Origin of the sequence: Mesorhizobium sp. M0051, from assembly GCF_040323235.1 — a bacterium.
In the GTDB taxonomy this organism is placed as follows: Bacteria; Pseudomonadota; Alphaproteobacteria; order Rhizobiales; family Rhizobiaceae; genus Mesorhizobium.
The window spans coordinates 24,230-38,519 of record NZ_JAMYUT010000015.1 but is presented as its reverse complement, the minus strand read 5'-3'; the positions used below and the strand labels follow the sequence as shown (position 1 = coordinate 38,519).

15 protein-coding genes and 1 riboswitch are annotated in these 14,290 nt (G+C 63.0%); of the genes, 7 read left to right on the top strand and 8 right to left on the bottom strand.

The annotated features are described in order from the left end of the window. Window positions 1-21: 21 nt before the first annotated feature. The 4 genes from NKJ90_RS17010 to NKJ90_RS16995 all read right to left on the bottom strand — a co-directional run bounded on the left by NKJ90_RS17010 (window position 22) and on the right by NKJ90_RS16995 (window position 3,109). The gene (locus NKJ90_RS17010; RefSeq protein ID WP_023762867.1) at window positions 22-321 is read right to left on the bottom strand and encodes a CcdB family protein; all 300 of its coding nucleotides are present in this window, start codon (window positions 319-321) and stop codon (window positions 22-24) included. After that, on the bottom strand, window positions 321-563 hold the full coding sequence (locus NKJ90_RS17005) for a type II toxin-antitoxin system CcdA family antitoxin (RefSeq protein WP_031261359.1): 243 nt from the start codon (window positions 561-563) through the stop codon (window positions 321-323). The genes NKJ90_RS17010 and NKJ90_RS17005 overlap by 1 nt, the downstream gene beginning before the upstream one ends. Window positions 564-642: 79 nt before the next feature. Beyond that, window positions 643-2,463, bottom strand: coding sequence for an ABC-F family ATP-binding cassette domain-containing protein (locus NKJ90_RS17000; protein ID WP_023762869.1), 1,821 nt, complete (start codon window positions 2,461-2,463; stop codon window positions 643-645). A gap of 1 nt (window position 2,464) precedes the next feature. Continuing rightward, on the bottom strand, window positions 2,465-3,109 hold the full coding sequence (locus tag NKJ90_RS16995) for a thiamine diphosphokinase (RefSeq protein WP_023762870.1): 645 nt from the start codon (window positions 3,107-3,109) through the stop codon (window positions 2,465-2,467). A gap of 87 nt (window positions 3,110-3,196) precedes the next feature. After that, window positions 3,197-3,311: riboswitch (TPP riboswitch) on the top strand. 43 nt (window positions 3,312-3,354) lie between these two features. On the opposite strand from NKJ90_RS16995, the gene thiB reads away from it, so the two are divergent. The 4 genes from thiB (at window position 3,355) to NKJ90_RS16975 (ending at window position 8,705) form a co-directional block, all read left to right on the top strand. Continuing rightward, entirely contained in the window at window positions 3,355-4,353 is a 999-nt protein-coding gene (thiB, locus tag NKJ90_RS16990) for a thiamine ABC transporter substrate binding subunit (RefSeq protein WP_031261361.1), read from the top strand. Between the two features lie 236 nt (window positions 4,354-4,589). Continuing rightward, window positions 4,590-6,209: a thiamine/thiamine pyrophosphate ABC transporter permease gene (gene thiP / locus NKJ90_RS16985; protein ID WP_023762872.1), complete on the top strand. Its 1,620-nt coding sequence runs from the start codon at window positions 4,590-4,592 to the stop codon at window positions 6,207-6,209. After that, the gene (gene thiQ / locus NKJ90_RS16980) at window positions 6,202-6,978 is read left to right on the top strand and encodes a thiamine ABC transporter ATP-binding protein (protein WP_023762873.1); all 777 of its coding nucleotides are present in this window, start codon (window positions 6,202-6,204) and stop codon (window positions 6,976-6,978) included. The genes thiP and thiQ overlap by 8 nt, the downstream gene beginning before the upstream one ends. A 257-nt stretch (window positions 6,979-7,235) precedes the next feature. Next, window positions 7,236-8,705 carry a M48 family metalloprotease gene (locus NKJ90_RS16975; RefSeq protein WP_023762874.1) on the top strand — a complete coding sequence of 490 codons (1,470 nt, stop codon included), beginning with the start codon at window positions 7,236-7,238 and terminating at the stop codon, window positions 8,703-8,705. Between the two features lie 40 nt (window positions 8,706-8,745). Here NKJ90_RS16975 and NKJ90_RS16970 read toward each other — a convergent pair whose 3' ends face one another. Continuing rightward, complete coding sequence (locus tag NKJ90_RS16970; protein WP_023762875.1) at window positions 8,746-9,609, bottom strand: RNA polymerase factor sigma-32; 864 nt, start codon at window positions 9,607-9,609, stop codon at window positions 8,746-8,748. A 327-nt stretch (window positions 9,610-9,936) separates the two neighbouring features. On the opposite strand from NKJ90_RS16970, the gene NKJ90_RS16965 reads away from it, so the two are divergent. From NKJ90_RS16965 to NKJ90_RS16955, 3 genes are all read left to right on the top strand, one after another. After that, window positions 9,937-10,710, top strand: a complete 774-nt coding sequence (locus tag NKJ90_RS16965; protein ID WP_023762876.1) for an amino acid ABC transporter substrate-binding protein — start codon at window positions 9,937-9,939, stop codon at window positions 10,708-10,710. Window positions 10,711-10,848: 138 nt separating this feature from the next. Then, window positions 10,849-11,529 carry an amino acid ABC transporter permease gene (locus tag NKJ90_RS16960; protein WP_031261363.1) on the top strand — a complete coding sequence of 227 codons (681 nt, stop codon included), beginning with the start codon at window positions 10,849-10,851 and terminating at the stop codon, window positions 11,527-11,529. After that, window positions 11,526-12,305 carry an amino acid ABC transporter ATP-binding protein gene (locus NKJ90_RS16955; RefSeq protein WP_023762878.1) on the top strand — a complete coding sequence of 260 codons (780 nt, stop codon included), beginning with the start codon at window positions 11,526-11,528 and terminating at the stop codon, window positions 12,303-12,305. The genes NKJ90_RS16960 and NKJ90_RS16955 overlap by 4 nt, the downstream gene beginning before the upstream one ends. Window positions 12,306-12,371: 66 nt before the next feature. Here NKJ90_RS16955 and NKJ90_RS16950 read toward each other — a convergent pair whose 3' ends face one another. The 3 genes from NKJ90_RS16950 to NKJ90_RS16940 form a co-directional block, all read right to left on the bottom strand. After that, window positions 12,372-12,953 (bottom strand): CarD family transcriptional regulator, encoded by a 582-nt coding sequence (locus tag NKJ90_RS16950; RefSeq protein WP_013529179.1) that lies wholly within the window; start codon window positions 12,951-12,953, stop codon window positions 12,372-12,374. A gap of 365 nt (window positions 12,954-13,318) precedes the next feature. Beyond that, on the bottom strand, window positions 13,319-13,657 hold the full coding sequence (gene fdxA / locus NKJ90_RS16945) for a ferredoxin FdxA (RefSeq protein WP_023762879.1): 339 nt from the start codon (window positions 13,655-13,657) through the stop codon (window positions 13,319-13,321). A gap of 234 nt (window positions 13,658-13,891) precedes the next feature. Continuing rightward, entirely contained in the window at window positions 13,892-14,278 is a 387-nt protein-coding gene (locus NKJ90_RS16940) for an RNA-binding S4 domain-containing protein (protein ID WP_023762880.1), read from the bottom strand. Window positions 14,279-14,290: the final 12 nt, after the last annotated feature.

The window sequence follows — 14,290 nt, the reverse complement described above, 5'->3', positions numbered from 1 at the left end:
AGGGCGCCGGCTGTGGTGCGCTCAGAAGCCTTGGAACAGCATGTCGAGTGCGGCGACGATGTCGTCGTGGTGCTTCATAAGGTTCAGTCGACTTTCGCCTAATTCACTGGCAGGAACGGTGGCAATCAGATGTGTTGCCATAACCAGCTTTCGACCGTTGATCTCAAAGATCGGATGAAGCTTTCGCATCGGCGGTGGAACAGTCGCGATCGGCAGAAGCGGGACGACCGCCCGCGTTTTGAAGTAGTCGAGGAGCTCGGACTGAACGTCGAGCAAATAGCGGCCCTCGATTTGATCGCCGAAGACATCATAGCGGGGCATCAGAATTGCCGGTACTCTTCCAGCGGAATGCCCTGTTTTTCGACATAGTCATTCCACGCGTCCATGGTGGCGCGGTTCTCAAGTTTCCATAGGCGCGCTTTTTCGGCCGCCACCGCTTCCGCGATGCCAGCCTCTGCAGCGCGAGAGACATTCACGTCAAGGCCCTTGGCTTCCCGCATGAGATTCGAATCGATCGATAGATTTGCTGGCTGACGGGTCGCATTCACGGCAATCTTACGCATAGTAGCCTCCGCAACATGCGCATAATATATGCGCATTTTCGCGTCGCTGCAATAATCAGAAGGTGCTGATGCGGTGAGACTACCCTTCCATCTCTTCGCGCAGCATCTCCAGTTCCAGCCATTCCTCCTCCAGTGCTGCCAGCGTCGCGCGCTCCTTGTCGAGGGCGGCGATGGTTTTCTGGAACGAGGCTGGATCACGCTCGTAATAGGCCGGATCGGCGATGTTGTTCTCGAGCCTAGAGATCGACGCCATCACAGCTTCGATTTTCTTGGGCAGCGATTCCAGCGCGAATTTCTGCTTGAACGACAGTTTCTTCGCCGGCCCCTTTGGCGTTGTGGACTCGCTCTTGCCTGGTGCGGGCGCTTCACCGTTTTCGGCCTTCGCCCGTGCCTTGCGGTCGTCCAGCCTGGTGCCGCCGCGCTGCGCCAGCATGTCGGAATAACCGCCGGCATATTCGATCCAGCGGCCGTCGCCATCCGGCGCGATCAGGCTGGTCACGGTGCGGTCGAGGAAATCACGGTCGTGGCTGACCAGGATGACCGTTCCGGCAAACCCGGCGACCAGTTCCTGCAGAAGCTCCAGCGTCTCCATGTCGAGATCGTTGGTCGGCTCATCGAGAACCAGAAGGTTTGCCGGCCGGGCCAGCACGCGGGCCAGCAAGAGCCGCGCTCGCTCGCCGCCGGACAGTTCTCGCACCGGCGTGCGCGCCTGCTCCGGCTTGAACAGGAAATCCTTCATGTACGAGACGACATGGCGCTGCTCGCCATTGATGACGAGGTTTTCGCCGCGTCCGTCGGTGAGATACTGCGCCAAGGTCTCCTGCGGGTCGACCGCCTCGCGCTTCTGGTCGAGCGTGGCGATTTCCAGATTGGTGCCGAGCCGCACCGAACCGGCATCGGGCTTCATCTCGCCGGTCAGCATCTTCAGCAGCGTCGTCTTGCCGGCACCGTTCGGCCCGACCAGGCCGACCCGATCGCCGCGCTGGATGCGAGTCGAAAACCCCTTGACCACGGTGAGATCGCCAAAGCTCTTCTCGATATTCTTGGCCTCGATCACCAGCTTGCCGGATTCTGCGGCATCGCTGGCCACCATGGTGGCCGATCCTTCGGCGCCGCGATGCCCGCGAAAACGTTGGCGCATGGTCTGCAATTCGCCCAACCGGCGCATGTTGCGCTTGCGCCGCGCCGTCACGCCGTAGCGCAGCCAGTGCTCCTCACGCACGATCTGGCGGCCAAGCTTGTGCTGCTCGCGCTCTTCTTCCTCCAGCACCAGGTCGCGCCATTCCTCGAAATGGCCAAAGCCCTTGTCCAACCTGCGGGTCTGGCCGCGATCGAGCCAGACCGTGACGCGCGATACACGCTCGAGAAAGCGGCGGTCGTGCGAGATGACGATCAGTGCCGACGAGGTGCGGACAAGCTCCTCCTCCAGCCATTCGATCACGGATAGATCGAGATGGTTGGTCGGCTCATCGAGCAGCAGGATGTCGGGTTCGGGCGCCATGACGCGGGCAAGGGCGGCGCGCCTCGCCTCGCCGCCGGATAGGTCGTTGGGCCGCTCCTCGCCAGACAAGCCGAGATGCTCCATCAGATAGCTGGCGCGGTACGGGTCGTCGGCGGGGCCAAGTCCGGCCTCGACATACGCCCGAACACTGGCAAAACCCTCCATGTCGGGCATCTGCGGCAAATAGCGTATGGTCGCCGAAGGCTGGCGGAACACCTCGCCGTCCTGCGGCTCGATCAGGCCGGCGGCTATCTTCAGCAGCGTCGACTTGCCCGACCCGTTGCGGCCGACCAGCGCGATCTTGTCGCCTGCCGACGCCGTCAAGGCGGCACCATCGAGCAGCGGCGCGCCGCCGAAGGTCAGTTTTATACCGTCGAGATTGAGAAGGGGCGGGGCCATATCAGCTTTCAGGCAAGGGATAGGGATGGGCGAGCAGTATCGCGCGGCCGTGGCCCAGCGCGATTTCGAGGCGGCCCCTGACCTCATTGGAAATGGTCAGCGACGAGCCAAACGCCACCCCGACGTGGTTCAGCGGCCATTTGGCGCCGGTGACGGTCAGGCCGGCGAGTTGGGAAAAGCCGAGCACCGAAAACAACGTGCCGTCGGCATAGTCGAAGCCAGCCTTGCCGTGGAGCAGGGGGACGCCCTCCTGGGCGCCGCTGGTCAAAAGCACATCCGTCCTGGCCTCGGCCAGCCGCAGGGCCAGCGCCAGATGCAGGAAGGCGTGGTCGGCGCGCTTGCCGCCGAAGGCGCCGGCGAGCACCAGGCTGGTCGCACCGAGCTCCAGTGCGGCGGCGATGGCCAGTTCGCCATCGGTCTTGTCCTTTTCGGCCGGGAAAGTCCGGCGGGGGACAGTCGCGAGATCGTCCGGCAGATTGGCCGGCACGGAATCGAAATCCCCCACCCATAGTTCCGGGACAAGGCTGAGCAGCCGCGCATGGCCGATGCCGGCGTCGGCGGCAATCACGCGGGAGCCTTCGACCTGGCGGTCGAGCCGTGGCGTGCGGATGAGATCGCCGCCAAGCAGGATGGTGAATGTGCTCATATCGTGTGGCCCTTACCAGCCTGGCACCGGAAACGGAAGGCGGCAAACTCCCACTTGCGTGGAGGATCGGCCCGGCCTATGTGTCGAAACGCTCTAACGGGGTGCCGGACGCGATCTTCGCGGACTGGCTGAGAGGCAGTCTCGCCAACCCGCTGAACCTGATCCGGTTTGTACCGGCGGAGGGATTAGACGTTTCGGACAGTCCGACGCCTCAATTCCTTTCAATTCGAACGAAGGAGGCGCCGATGCGCACGCTCTTATACGCTCTTGTCTCAGCCATGACCTTGGTCTTGTCCGGACCGGCCTTGGCCAAGGACAAACTCACCGTCTACACCTATGAAAGCTTCACCGCCGACTGGGGTCCGGGTCCCGTGGTGAAGAAGGAATTCGAGGCCGAATGCGGTTGCGATGTCGAGTTCGTCTCGGTCGCCGACGGCGTCGCGCTGCTCAACCGCGTCAGGCTGGAAGGCGCATCGACCAAGGCTGATATCGTGCTCGGCCTCGACACCAATCTGACCGCCGACGCCAAGGCCACCGGCCTGTTCGCACCGCATGGCGCGGTGGCGGACGTCTCTGTGCCAGGCGGCTGGAGCGACGACACTTTTGTCCCCTTCGATTACGGCTATTTCGCTGTCGTCTACGACACCGAGAAGCTGAAGAGCCCGCCGAAAAGCCTGAAGGAACTGGTCGACGGCAGCGCCGACGACAAGATCGTCATCCAGGATCCGCGCACCTCGACACCGGGCCTTGGCCTGCTGTTGTGGGTCAAGTCTGTCTATGGCGACAAGGCGCCGGAGGCCTGGGCCAAGCTCAAGGCGAAGGTGCTGACGGTGACGCCGGGCTGGAGCGAGGCCTACGGCCTGTTTACCAAGGGCGAAGCGCCGATGGTGCTGTCCTACACGACCTCGCCGGCCTACCACATGGTCGCCGAAAAGACAGAGCGCTACCAGGCTGCCTCTTTCGAGGAGGGCGAATATCTGCAGATCGAGGTCGCGGGCATCACCACGACAGGGGCCAAGAACCCGCTGGCGGCAAAGTTCATGGCCTTCATGACAGGGCCGAAATTCCAGGATGCCATCCCAGAAACCAACTGGATGTTCCCGGCCGGGAAGACCGGCAAGCCGCTCAACCCGGCCTTCGACAAACTGGTCAAGCCGACCAAGACATTGTTGTTCAGCCCCGAGCAGGTCGCCGCCAACCGCAAGGCCTGGGTGGATGAGTGGCTGACGGCGATGAGCAAGTAGGGCTCAGCCACATCGGATGTTTGCGCCAAGCCACCCCCCTCTGGCCTACCGGCCATCTCCCCCTCAAGGGGGGAGATCAGCTGCTTTGCTGGCGGCTCGCCCCCGGCAACGTCGGAGGTTGGCGAAGGCATGGGTAACGGCTAATCTCCCCCCTAGAGGGGGAGATGTCCGGCAGGACAGAGGGGGGCGCGACGGAGCGCAATCCTCGCTAAGAACCTCAAGTCAGGTGGCCCAGCGTGCAACGCGCGCCTGACCCCCGCATCACCACCGGCATCCTGGCGCTCGCCGCCATCGCGCTGCTCATCGGCGGCGCATTTGCCGGCCTGCTTTTCGAAGGCGGCCACGACATCTCGGGTGCCTGGGCAGCCTTCGATTCCTATCTCCTGCGCGTCGTGCGCTTCACGCTCTGGCAAGCGGCACTGTCGACGCTGCTCTCCGTCGTGCCTGCGCTGTTCGTCGCGCGCGCCATGTCGCGGCACCCACGCTTCTTCGGCCGCGCCTTCATCCTGCAACTGTTCGCCGTACCGTTAGCGCTGCCGGCCATCGTCGCGGCACTCGGCGTGCTGGCGCTTTATGGCCGCGCCGGCTATTTCGCAGGCTTGCTCACGGTGATCGGCGGTGGAAGCTGGCCGGGCATCTACGGCCTGTCGGGCATTCTCGTCGCCCATGTCTTCTTCAACCTGCCGCTGGCGACAAGGCTGTTCCTCGAGGCGCTGCAGACCATACCAGCCGACCAATGGCGGCTGGCGAGCCAGCTCGGCATGACGTCTCGCCCGGCGTTCAGGCTGATCGAATGGCCAACTCTGCGTGCCGCATTGCCAGGTGTCGCCGGACTTATCTTCATGCTCTGCATCACATCCTTCACGATCGTGCTGACGCTCGGCGGCGGGCCGGCCGCGACGACGTTGGAGGTCGGCATCTACCAGGCGCTGCGCTTCGATTTCGATCCAGCGCGGGCGGTGACGCTGACGCTGCTGCAGATCGTCCTGACCTTTATCGTGGTGCTGGCCCTGACCCGGCTTGGCGCCAATGTGGTCGGCGACACCAACCTGCCGGTTGCCCAACGCCGCTATCTCTCCGTCAACAAGAGCGAGAGCTGGCTGAACGCCATGCTCATCGTCTTGGCGCTGCTGTTCGTCGTCGGGCCGATGGCGGCGACGGTGACGGCGGGTTTGAGTGCCGACCTCGGCCGGCTTGCCGGTGAGGCCACTGTCCGACAGGCTATTCTGACCAGTGCGGTGCTGGCCTTGCTGTCTGCACTGCTCTCGGTGATGCTGTCGCTGGCGCTGACCATGGCGCGGAGGGCACTGGCGTTGAACCGCCGGGCTGGCCCCCGGACAACGCTTGAGCATGTCACGGATACAGGCGCCGGCTTTGTCCTGGTCGTGCCGCCGATCGTCATCGGCGCCGGCTGGTTCTTGTTGCTGCGCCATTTCGGCGATGTCTTCGCCATCGCCCCGGTCATGGTCGTCGCCGTCAACGCGGTGATGGCGATGCCGTTCGCCCTGCGCGCCGTCCGTCCCGCCTACGATGCGGCAAGCGAGCGTCACGAACGGCTCTGCGCACAGCTCGGCATTACGGGCTGGAACCGGTTGGTTCTGGTCGACTGGCCGTCCCTGCGGCGGCCGCTCGCCACCGCCTTCGCTTTCGCCATGGCCCTTTCGCTCGGCGACCTCGGCGTCATTGCCTTGTTCGGCAGTGATTCCGTGCAGACATTGCCCTACCTTCTCCTGGCGCGCATGGGCAGCTACCGCACCGCGGATGCCGCCGGCCTGGCACTGCTGCTGGGCCTCGTCTGCCTCGCGCTGATCGTGGCGGCGCACTGGCTGGGAAGGGAGAGGGTCCGGGATGGTTGATGGAAAGGCCAGCCGGCTTGAAAAAGGCGCGCCGGTGCGGCTGGACAGGGTGTCGTTCAGCTATGGCGAGATGCCGCTCGTCTTCGACGTCGAGTTCGCCACGTCGAAGATCACCGCCATCATGGGGCCGAGCGGGTCGGGCAAGTCGACCCTGCTCAATCTGGTCGCCGGCTTCGAGATGCCACAGTCGGGCCGCGTGCTGATCGGCGGCGCCGACGTTAGCGCCGACCCGGCCTCGGCGCGGCCGGTATCGATGGTGTTCCAGGAGAACAATCTCTTCGCCCATCTTTCCGTCGAGCAGAATGTCGGGCTCGGCCGCTCGCCAGCCTTGCGGCTGACCGAGGCGGACCGCGCCGCGATCGCCGAGGCACTTATACGTACCGGTCTCGGGGGCAAGGAAAAACGCCTGCCACGCGAACTTTCGGGTGGGGAACGCCAGCGCGTCGCATTGGCCCGCGTTCTGGTGCGCGACCGGCCGGTGCTGCTGCTCGATGAACCCTTCGCGTCGCTCGGGCCCGCTTTGCGCGACGATATGCTGGATATGGTCGCCGCCGTTCATGCCGAGCGTGGCATGACGGTGCTGTTTGTCACCCACCAGCCTGAAGACGCTCGCCGTATCGGCGAGCACATGGTGTTTCTCGACAATGGGATGGTCGCGGCAATCGGCAAGGCAGATGATTTCTTCACTGGGGCTGGTCCCGAAGTGTTCCGGCGCTATATCGGCGAGAGTGGCGGTTTATCACGAGATATTGCCCGGAAGCGGACATAATTTACGGTCAAACCGGCTCCAGGCGATGTGGCGCTTGCTTGCCATGACTGGAGGAGTGTGGCTAGGTCCGACCTGCTGGTCCGGCACAGGACGTGATTTGCCTGCAGCATCCGCCGCCCGCCCGAGGGACGTGCAACGGATGCTGCAGCAGTTTAAGATAGCGCATGACGTGTTCCGAAGATCGCCCCCGGTTTTCGTGGTTATGCGCCGGGACCCGAAAGGAAACCGTTCTGGCGATCGGCGTTGATAGACTACGAATGAATCCGCTGGCGCGTTTTCTTGCGCTGGCCGGTTTTGCCGTGGCGCTGGCGAGCTGCCAGATGTTCATGCCGCCGGAAGTACAGGAGTCCGGCTTCCAGCCTTCCGACAAGCCGATCACGGTCGACAACGTTGGCGCCAACAACAAGCTCGCCGAACTGGCCAAAGCGCAGCACCCGCGCATCCTGGCGACTTATGGCGGCGAATATTCCGACCCCAAGCTCGAGCGCATGGTCGCCAAGGTGGTCGGCAATCTGACGGTGGTGTCTGCCAACCCGACGCAGACCTATCGCATCACCATCCTGAATTCGCCCAACGTCAACGCCTTCGCGCTGCCCGGCGGCTATCTCTACATCACCCGGGGCCTGCTGGCGCTGGCCAATGATTCGGCTGAGCTTGCCGCTGTCATCGCCCATGAAATGGGCCACGTCACCGCCAATCACGGCCTGCAGCGCCAGCAGCTGGAGGCCGAGGAGGGCCTGGCGACGAAAGTGGTTTCCGATGTGCTGGGCGACAGCCCGACCGCCAAGGCGGCGCTGATCCGCGGCAAGCTGAGGCTGGCGCAATTCTCCCGCAACCAAGAGCTGGAAGCCGACGCCATCGGCATCAAATCGATCGGCGAAGCCGGCTACGATCCTTTCGCCGCCGGCCGCTTCCTGCAGTCGATGTCGGCCTATACGGACTTTCGTTCGATCAGCGGCGCCACCGATGCCAGCCTCGACTTCCTGGCCACGCACCCCAACACGCCGCAGCGCATCGATCTGGCGCAGCGCCATGCCCGCCAGTTCGGCGCGCCGGGCGTCGGCTCGCGCGACCGCGATTCCTTCCTCGCCGGCATAGACGGCCTGCTTTATGGCGACACGCCTGAAGAAGGCTATGTGCGCGGCGAAACCTTCCTGCATCCGGGCCTCGGCGTGTCCTTCTCGGTGCCGCAGGGTTTCATCATCGACAATTCGGCGGCCGCGGTGACGGCAACCGGTCCCGGCGATATGGCGATCCGCTTCGACGGCGTCTCGATCGACAAGAACCGCGCGCTGACCGACTATATCCGCAGCGGCTGGGTGGCCGGCCTCGACGACAGCAGCGTCAAGCAGGAGACGATCAACGGCAACGAGGCGGCGACGGCGCATGCCGGCGCCGAAGGATGGCAGTTCGACATTGCCGTGATCCGTGCCGGCGGTCAGGTCTACCGGCTGTTGACTGCGGCACCTTCGGCCAGCACCTCGCTGGATGCGGTCGCGCGTTCGGTCAGCGGATCTTTCCGTATCCTGAGTGCTGCCGAAAAGGCCGCGTTGAAGCCACTGCATATCCGCGTCGTCACCGTCCAGCCAGGGCAGACGATGGGTTCGCTTTCGGCTCAGATGGTTGGCGTCGATCGCAAGCTCGACCTGTTCCGCGTGCTCAATGCGCTGTCGCCGGGCGCCGCGGTTTCTGCCGGCGACAAGGTCAAGATCGTCACCGACAAATAAGAGCTCGCTGCGAATTCATTTGCTGAACGTCTGTTACAGATCAGGCGGCAGTCGCCATGAACTCCGGGTTCTGCTTCACCAACGCCACCTTGAGCTTTTCCATGGCGCGGGCCTCGATCTGGCGGACACGTTCCTTGGAAATGCCGAGCGTCTCGCCGAGCGCTTCGAGTGTCGCGCCCTCGTCATTCAGCCGGCGCTCCTCGATGATCCTCAGCTCCCGTGCGTTGAGCGCGCGCAGCGCCTCCCTCAGCCATAGCGAGCGGCGCGCGACATCGATCTTGTCTCCGACGATCTCGTCGGGCAGCGGATCGTCGGAGACCAGGAAATCCATGCGCTCGGTCGAACCCGCATCATCGGCAACCGGCATGTTGAGCGAGGAATCGGGTGCCGACAGGCGCGAATCCATCATCGCCACATCGGCTTCGGAGACGCCGAGTGTCTCCGACACTTCGCGGTATAGGGTCGCGTTCGACAGCGGCTCGGCGCCATTCGCCAGCCGGGCGCGCAGGCGCCGCAAGTTGAAGAACAGCGCTTTTTGCGCCGAACTGGTGCCGCCGCGCACAATCGACCAGTTGCGCAGGATGTAGTCCTGCATCGAGGCGCGGATCCACCACGTCGCGTAGGTCGAAAACCGCACCTCGCGCTCCGGCTCGAAGCGGGCTGCGGCTTCAAGCAGGCCGACGTGGCCCTCCTGGATCAGATCGCCGAGCGGCAGGCCGTAGTGGCGGAATTTCGAGGCCATGGAAATGACCAGCCGCATATGGGCGACGGTGATGCTGTGCAATGCGTTCTGGTCGTTGTCCTCTTTCCAGAGCAATGCCAGCCGATGCTCTTCATCACGTTCGAGGTAGGGAGCCTTCATTGCCGCGCGGACCATGATCCGTCCTGCCGTGTCTTCCATCATGAGGCGCTCCCTGGCTCAGGCGATGCGGATGACTTTGCAAACTTGGCTGGCGCCCGGTTGAAATAGCGGCGTCGTGCCCTAGAACTGCCAGAACGTGCGGTACGCCGGAAAGGTTCCCTGGTTGTTGCCGGGCGGATCAGGTTGCTTGAACGATGTCTGCAGGACCGGTGACGGCCTCGATTGCCGCCAAGAAACGCCATTTGGAGAATCCAATTTCAAAAACGTGTGATTTACGAAATCCGGTTCCTTATTTTCTCACCTCGCATCTGGCAGTTTCCAGCGCTCACACAATGCCGGATATCCGGCCAAGGACGGGATCACAGAAAAATGAAATGGCTGAAGTCGCTCATTATCGCCGGAACGCTGCAGGCTCTGGCTGTCACCGCAGGCAATGCCGGCGCCAATCTCGACCAGATCAAGCAGGCCGGGGTCATCAAGGTCGGCACGGAAGGCACCTATGCGCCATTCACCTATCATGACACTTCCGGCGCCCTGGTCGGCTTCGATGTCGAAATCGCCAAGGCGATCGCCGACAAGCTCGGCGTCAAGGCCGAGTTCCTCGAAGGCAAGTGGGACGGGCTGATCGCCGGCCTCGACGCCAATCGCTATGACGCCGTCATCAATGAAGTCGGCATCACCGATGCCCGCAAGGCCAAGTACGCCTTCTCCGATCCCTACATCGCCTCCAAAGCAGTGCTGATCGTGCGCGGCGACAACACCGACATCAAGACGTTCGCCGATCTCAAGGGCAAGAAGTCGGCGCAGTCGCTGACCTCGAATTTCGGCAAGCTGGCCGAGGCGAACGGCGCCGAATTGGTCGGCACCGATGGCTTCGACCAGTCGATCCAGCTGCTTTTAACCGGCCGTGCCGACGCCACCATCAATGACAGCCTGTCGTTCCTCGACTTCAAGAAGCACAAGCCCGACGCCAATGTGAAGATTGCCGCGCAAGAAGAAAACGCTGACTATTCCGGCGTCATCGTGCGCAAGGGCGATCCGGAACTTGTTGCGGCGATCAACAAGGCGCTGGCCGACATCAAGGCCGATGGCACCTACCAGAAGATCGCCGACACCTATTTCGGCCAGGACGTTTCGAAGTAAGCTGATGAGGTGGGCCCGGTCTCCGGCCCACGAGACATATGAAGCGGCGAGCCGTCTTTGACCGGCCGCCGCTTTTGTCGTGATATGTCTGACGCATTCACGCCTTGATGAGCCGCCTCGACCATTGGAGAATCTTACGTGCCGCACTGGCTGCAACTGATGCTGGAGTCACTGCCTTCGCTGTTGTGGGCGGCGCTGATCTTCACCGTGCCGCTGACGCTGTTGTCCTTCGCTCTCGGCTTGACGGTCGGCCTGGGTGCTGCGCTCGCCCGGCTGTTCGGACCGAAGCCCCTGGTCGCGCTGGTGCGCTTCTACGTCTGGATTTTTCGCGGCACGCCGCTCCTGGTTCAGCTGTTCCTGATCTTCTACGGCCTGCCGTCGGTCGGCATTCTGCTCGATGCCTTCACCGCGGCGTTGATCGGCTTCACGCTCAACATAGGCGCCTACACGTCGGAGATCATCCGCGCTGCGATAGGCTCGGTGCCGAAGGGCCAGTGGGAGGCCGGCTATTCGATCGGCATGACCTGGAGCCAGGCGATGCGGCGCACCATCCTGCCGCAGGCCGGCCGGGTCGCGGTGCCGCCGCTCTCCAACACTTTCATCTCGCTGGTCAAGGACACGTCGCTGGCGGCCGCGATCACCGTGCCGGAAATGTTCCAGGCGGCGCAGCGCATCGTCGCCACCACCTATGAGCCGCTTATCCTCTATGTCGAGGCGGCGATGCTCTATCTGGCGATGAGTTCGGTGCTGTCGGCCTTGCAGACGCGACTGGAAACCCGGCTCAACCGCTATGGCGGCTTCCTGGAGGCGCGCTCATGATCGGCCTCACCAACATCGAGAAACGCTTCGGCGACAACCTTGTGCTGAAGGGCGTGACGGTCACCATTGCCGAAGGCAGCGTTACAGCGCTGGTCGGGCCTTCAGGCGGCGGCAAAAGCACCTTGCTGCGCTGCGTCAACCTTCTGGAGATCCCGACTTCGGGCACGGTGCGCATCGGTGACGAGGCGCTGGAATTCCAACCCGGCGTCAGGGTTCCGGCCAGGGATATCCAGCGCCTGCGGCTGCAGACCGGCATGGTGTTCCAGAACTTCCAGCTGTTTCCGCATCGCACCGCGATCGAAAACGTCATGGAAGGGCTGGTGACGGTGCTGAAATGGCCGCCGGAGAGGGCACGCGAGCGGGCGCTCGCCCTGCTGGAAAAAGTTGGGATGGTGCACAAGGCGGACGCTTGGCCGGCGACGCTGTCGGGCGGCCAACAGCAGCGTGTGGCGATCGCGCGTGCCTTGGCGCCGTCGCCGAAAGTTCTGCTCTGCGACGAGCCGACCTCGGCGCTTGACCCGGAACTGGCGCAAGAGGTGGTAGACGTGCTCGGCAAGCTCGCCAGCGAAGGCACGACCATGGTGATGGCGACGCATGATCTGCGCCTCGCCTCCAAGATCGCCCAGGAAGTGGTGTTTCTCGATGCCGGCGTCATCGTCGAGAAAGGGCCGGCCGCGCTGCTGTTCGGCAATCCCGAGAAGCAACGGACGAAGCGGTTTATTGCGACGCTGAAGCAGGAGGCGGAGAGGGAAAGTGGCGGCGACGGATCGCTGTAGCTTCATCGTCAAAAAGCAAAAAACCCGGCGCAAGGCCGGGTTTTTCATGAACTCAAAGGCAAAAGCTCAGGCAGCTTCTTCCTGCTCGGCTTCCTCATTATCAGCCTTGGCACCCCGCTTAGGCCCCTTGTTGAGGTTGACCTCGATCAGGCGCACGGCTTCGGTTTCCGACATGCGATTGACGGCCGCGATCTCGCGGGCCATGCGGTCGAGCGCTGCCTCATAGAGTTGGCGTTCGGAATAGGACTGCTCTGGCTGGTTGTCGGCGCGGTAGAGGTCGCGCACAACTTCCGAGATCGAGATCAGGTCGCCGGAATTGATCTTCGCATCATATTCCTGGGCGCGGCGCGACCACATGGTGCGCTTGACCCGGGCGCGACCCTGCACGACCTTCAGCGCGCGCTCGACATAGTCCTCTTCCGACAGCTTGCGCATGCCGATGGAGGTCGCCTTGGCGACCGGCACCTTCAGGCGCATCTTGTCCTTCGAGAAGTCGATGACGAATAGTTCCAGCTTATGTCCAGCAACTTCCTGCTCGTCGATCGACACGATCTGGCCGACGCCGTGCGCCGGGTAGACGATGTACTCGCCGGTCTTAAAACCGTGACGCGCAGCGGTGGACTTTTTCTGCGGGGTGATCGTAGCCATTACGCCCTGAACTCCTTGTTGTGGTACCGGCGTCCTGCCGGCCCGAACTCGCGCGATCGGGGGAGCCGATCGTTTGCCGCACAACAGATGACCCACCGGAAAAGCCGGACCGGCAAACGCAATATTGCGACCGCCTGGCCCAGATCGCTCTGGTCCGGAATGGGATTTTCACCTTTCAGTGATTTGGGGCGTCTGCGCCATAAATCGACGTGTGTCACCGGCATATTTGGCTCATGTAACACAAAAAGTCGGAAGAATCAAGGTTTTGCTGCGTAAGCGAACGCCACAGGTCAACGCCGCCTGTCAAGGCGGTTAATGTGACGTGCCCCTTACCCCGCGTAATTCAGGCCTTTGCGGCCGTGTTGTCAATCGCCTTCGCCGGGCTCGGGCGAGAAGTATTTCTCGAACTTGCCGGCCTCGCCGTCGAAGGATTTGGCGTCGGCCGGTGGCTCCTTCTTGGCGGTGATGTTGGGCCATTTATCGGCGTATTCGGTGTTGATCTGCAGCCATTTGTCGAGCCCCGGCTCGGTGTCGGGCTTGATCGCGTCGGCCGGGCATTCCGGCTCGCAAACGCCGCAGTCGATGCACTCGTCGGGATGGATGACGAGCATGTTCTCGCCTTCGTAGAAACAGTCGACCGGACAGACCTCGATGCAGTCCATATATTTGCATTTGATGCAATTGTCGGTCACGACATAGGTCATCGGTCGGCTCCGGTACGTCCCATTTTTGTTGGGCTTTTTCCGTCAGGTAACGCCTTTATCGGCCGCTTGCAAGGGTAGCGATTGCGGGTGGTGCCGGTGTTTCGGGAATGTATATCAGACGACAGGCCCGGCGGCAGTCAGCCATGTCCCGCGAAACGTCTTGATTGCCGGGTTCAGTTTTGCCTCAGGCGTGTCGTTGTCCCATTCCCGCTGCGTGTTCCTGGATGTCAGGCATCAGTCTTCGCCGAGCAAGCGGTCGGTCTGGCGGCGTTCCTTCTTGGTCGGGCGGCCGCTACCGGCCTCGCGCAGCCCCGGAATTGCATCAGGAGGGGCTTCGCCCTTCGGCGCGGGCGGTGGCGAGATATCTTCGTACAGCGTGCGGGCCTCCTCGGCCGGGCCACGTCGAACACCGGCGCCAAGCACCTTCCAGACGAAGATGCGCCGCTCGAGCGTGATGGTCAGCACGTCGCCAGGCTTGACCAGATCGGAGGCCTGCGCTGCTTTGTCGCGATTGATGCGCACGCGGCCGGCGACCACCAGTTTCGCTGCCAGCGAGCGTGATTTCACGGCGCGCGAGAAGAATAGCCATTTGTCGATGCGCTGGCGGCCTTCGACGACCATCGAGGCGAGCCA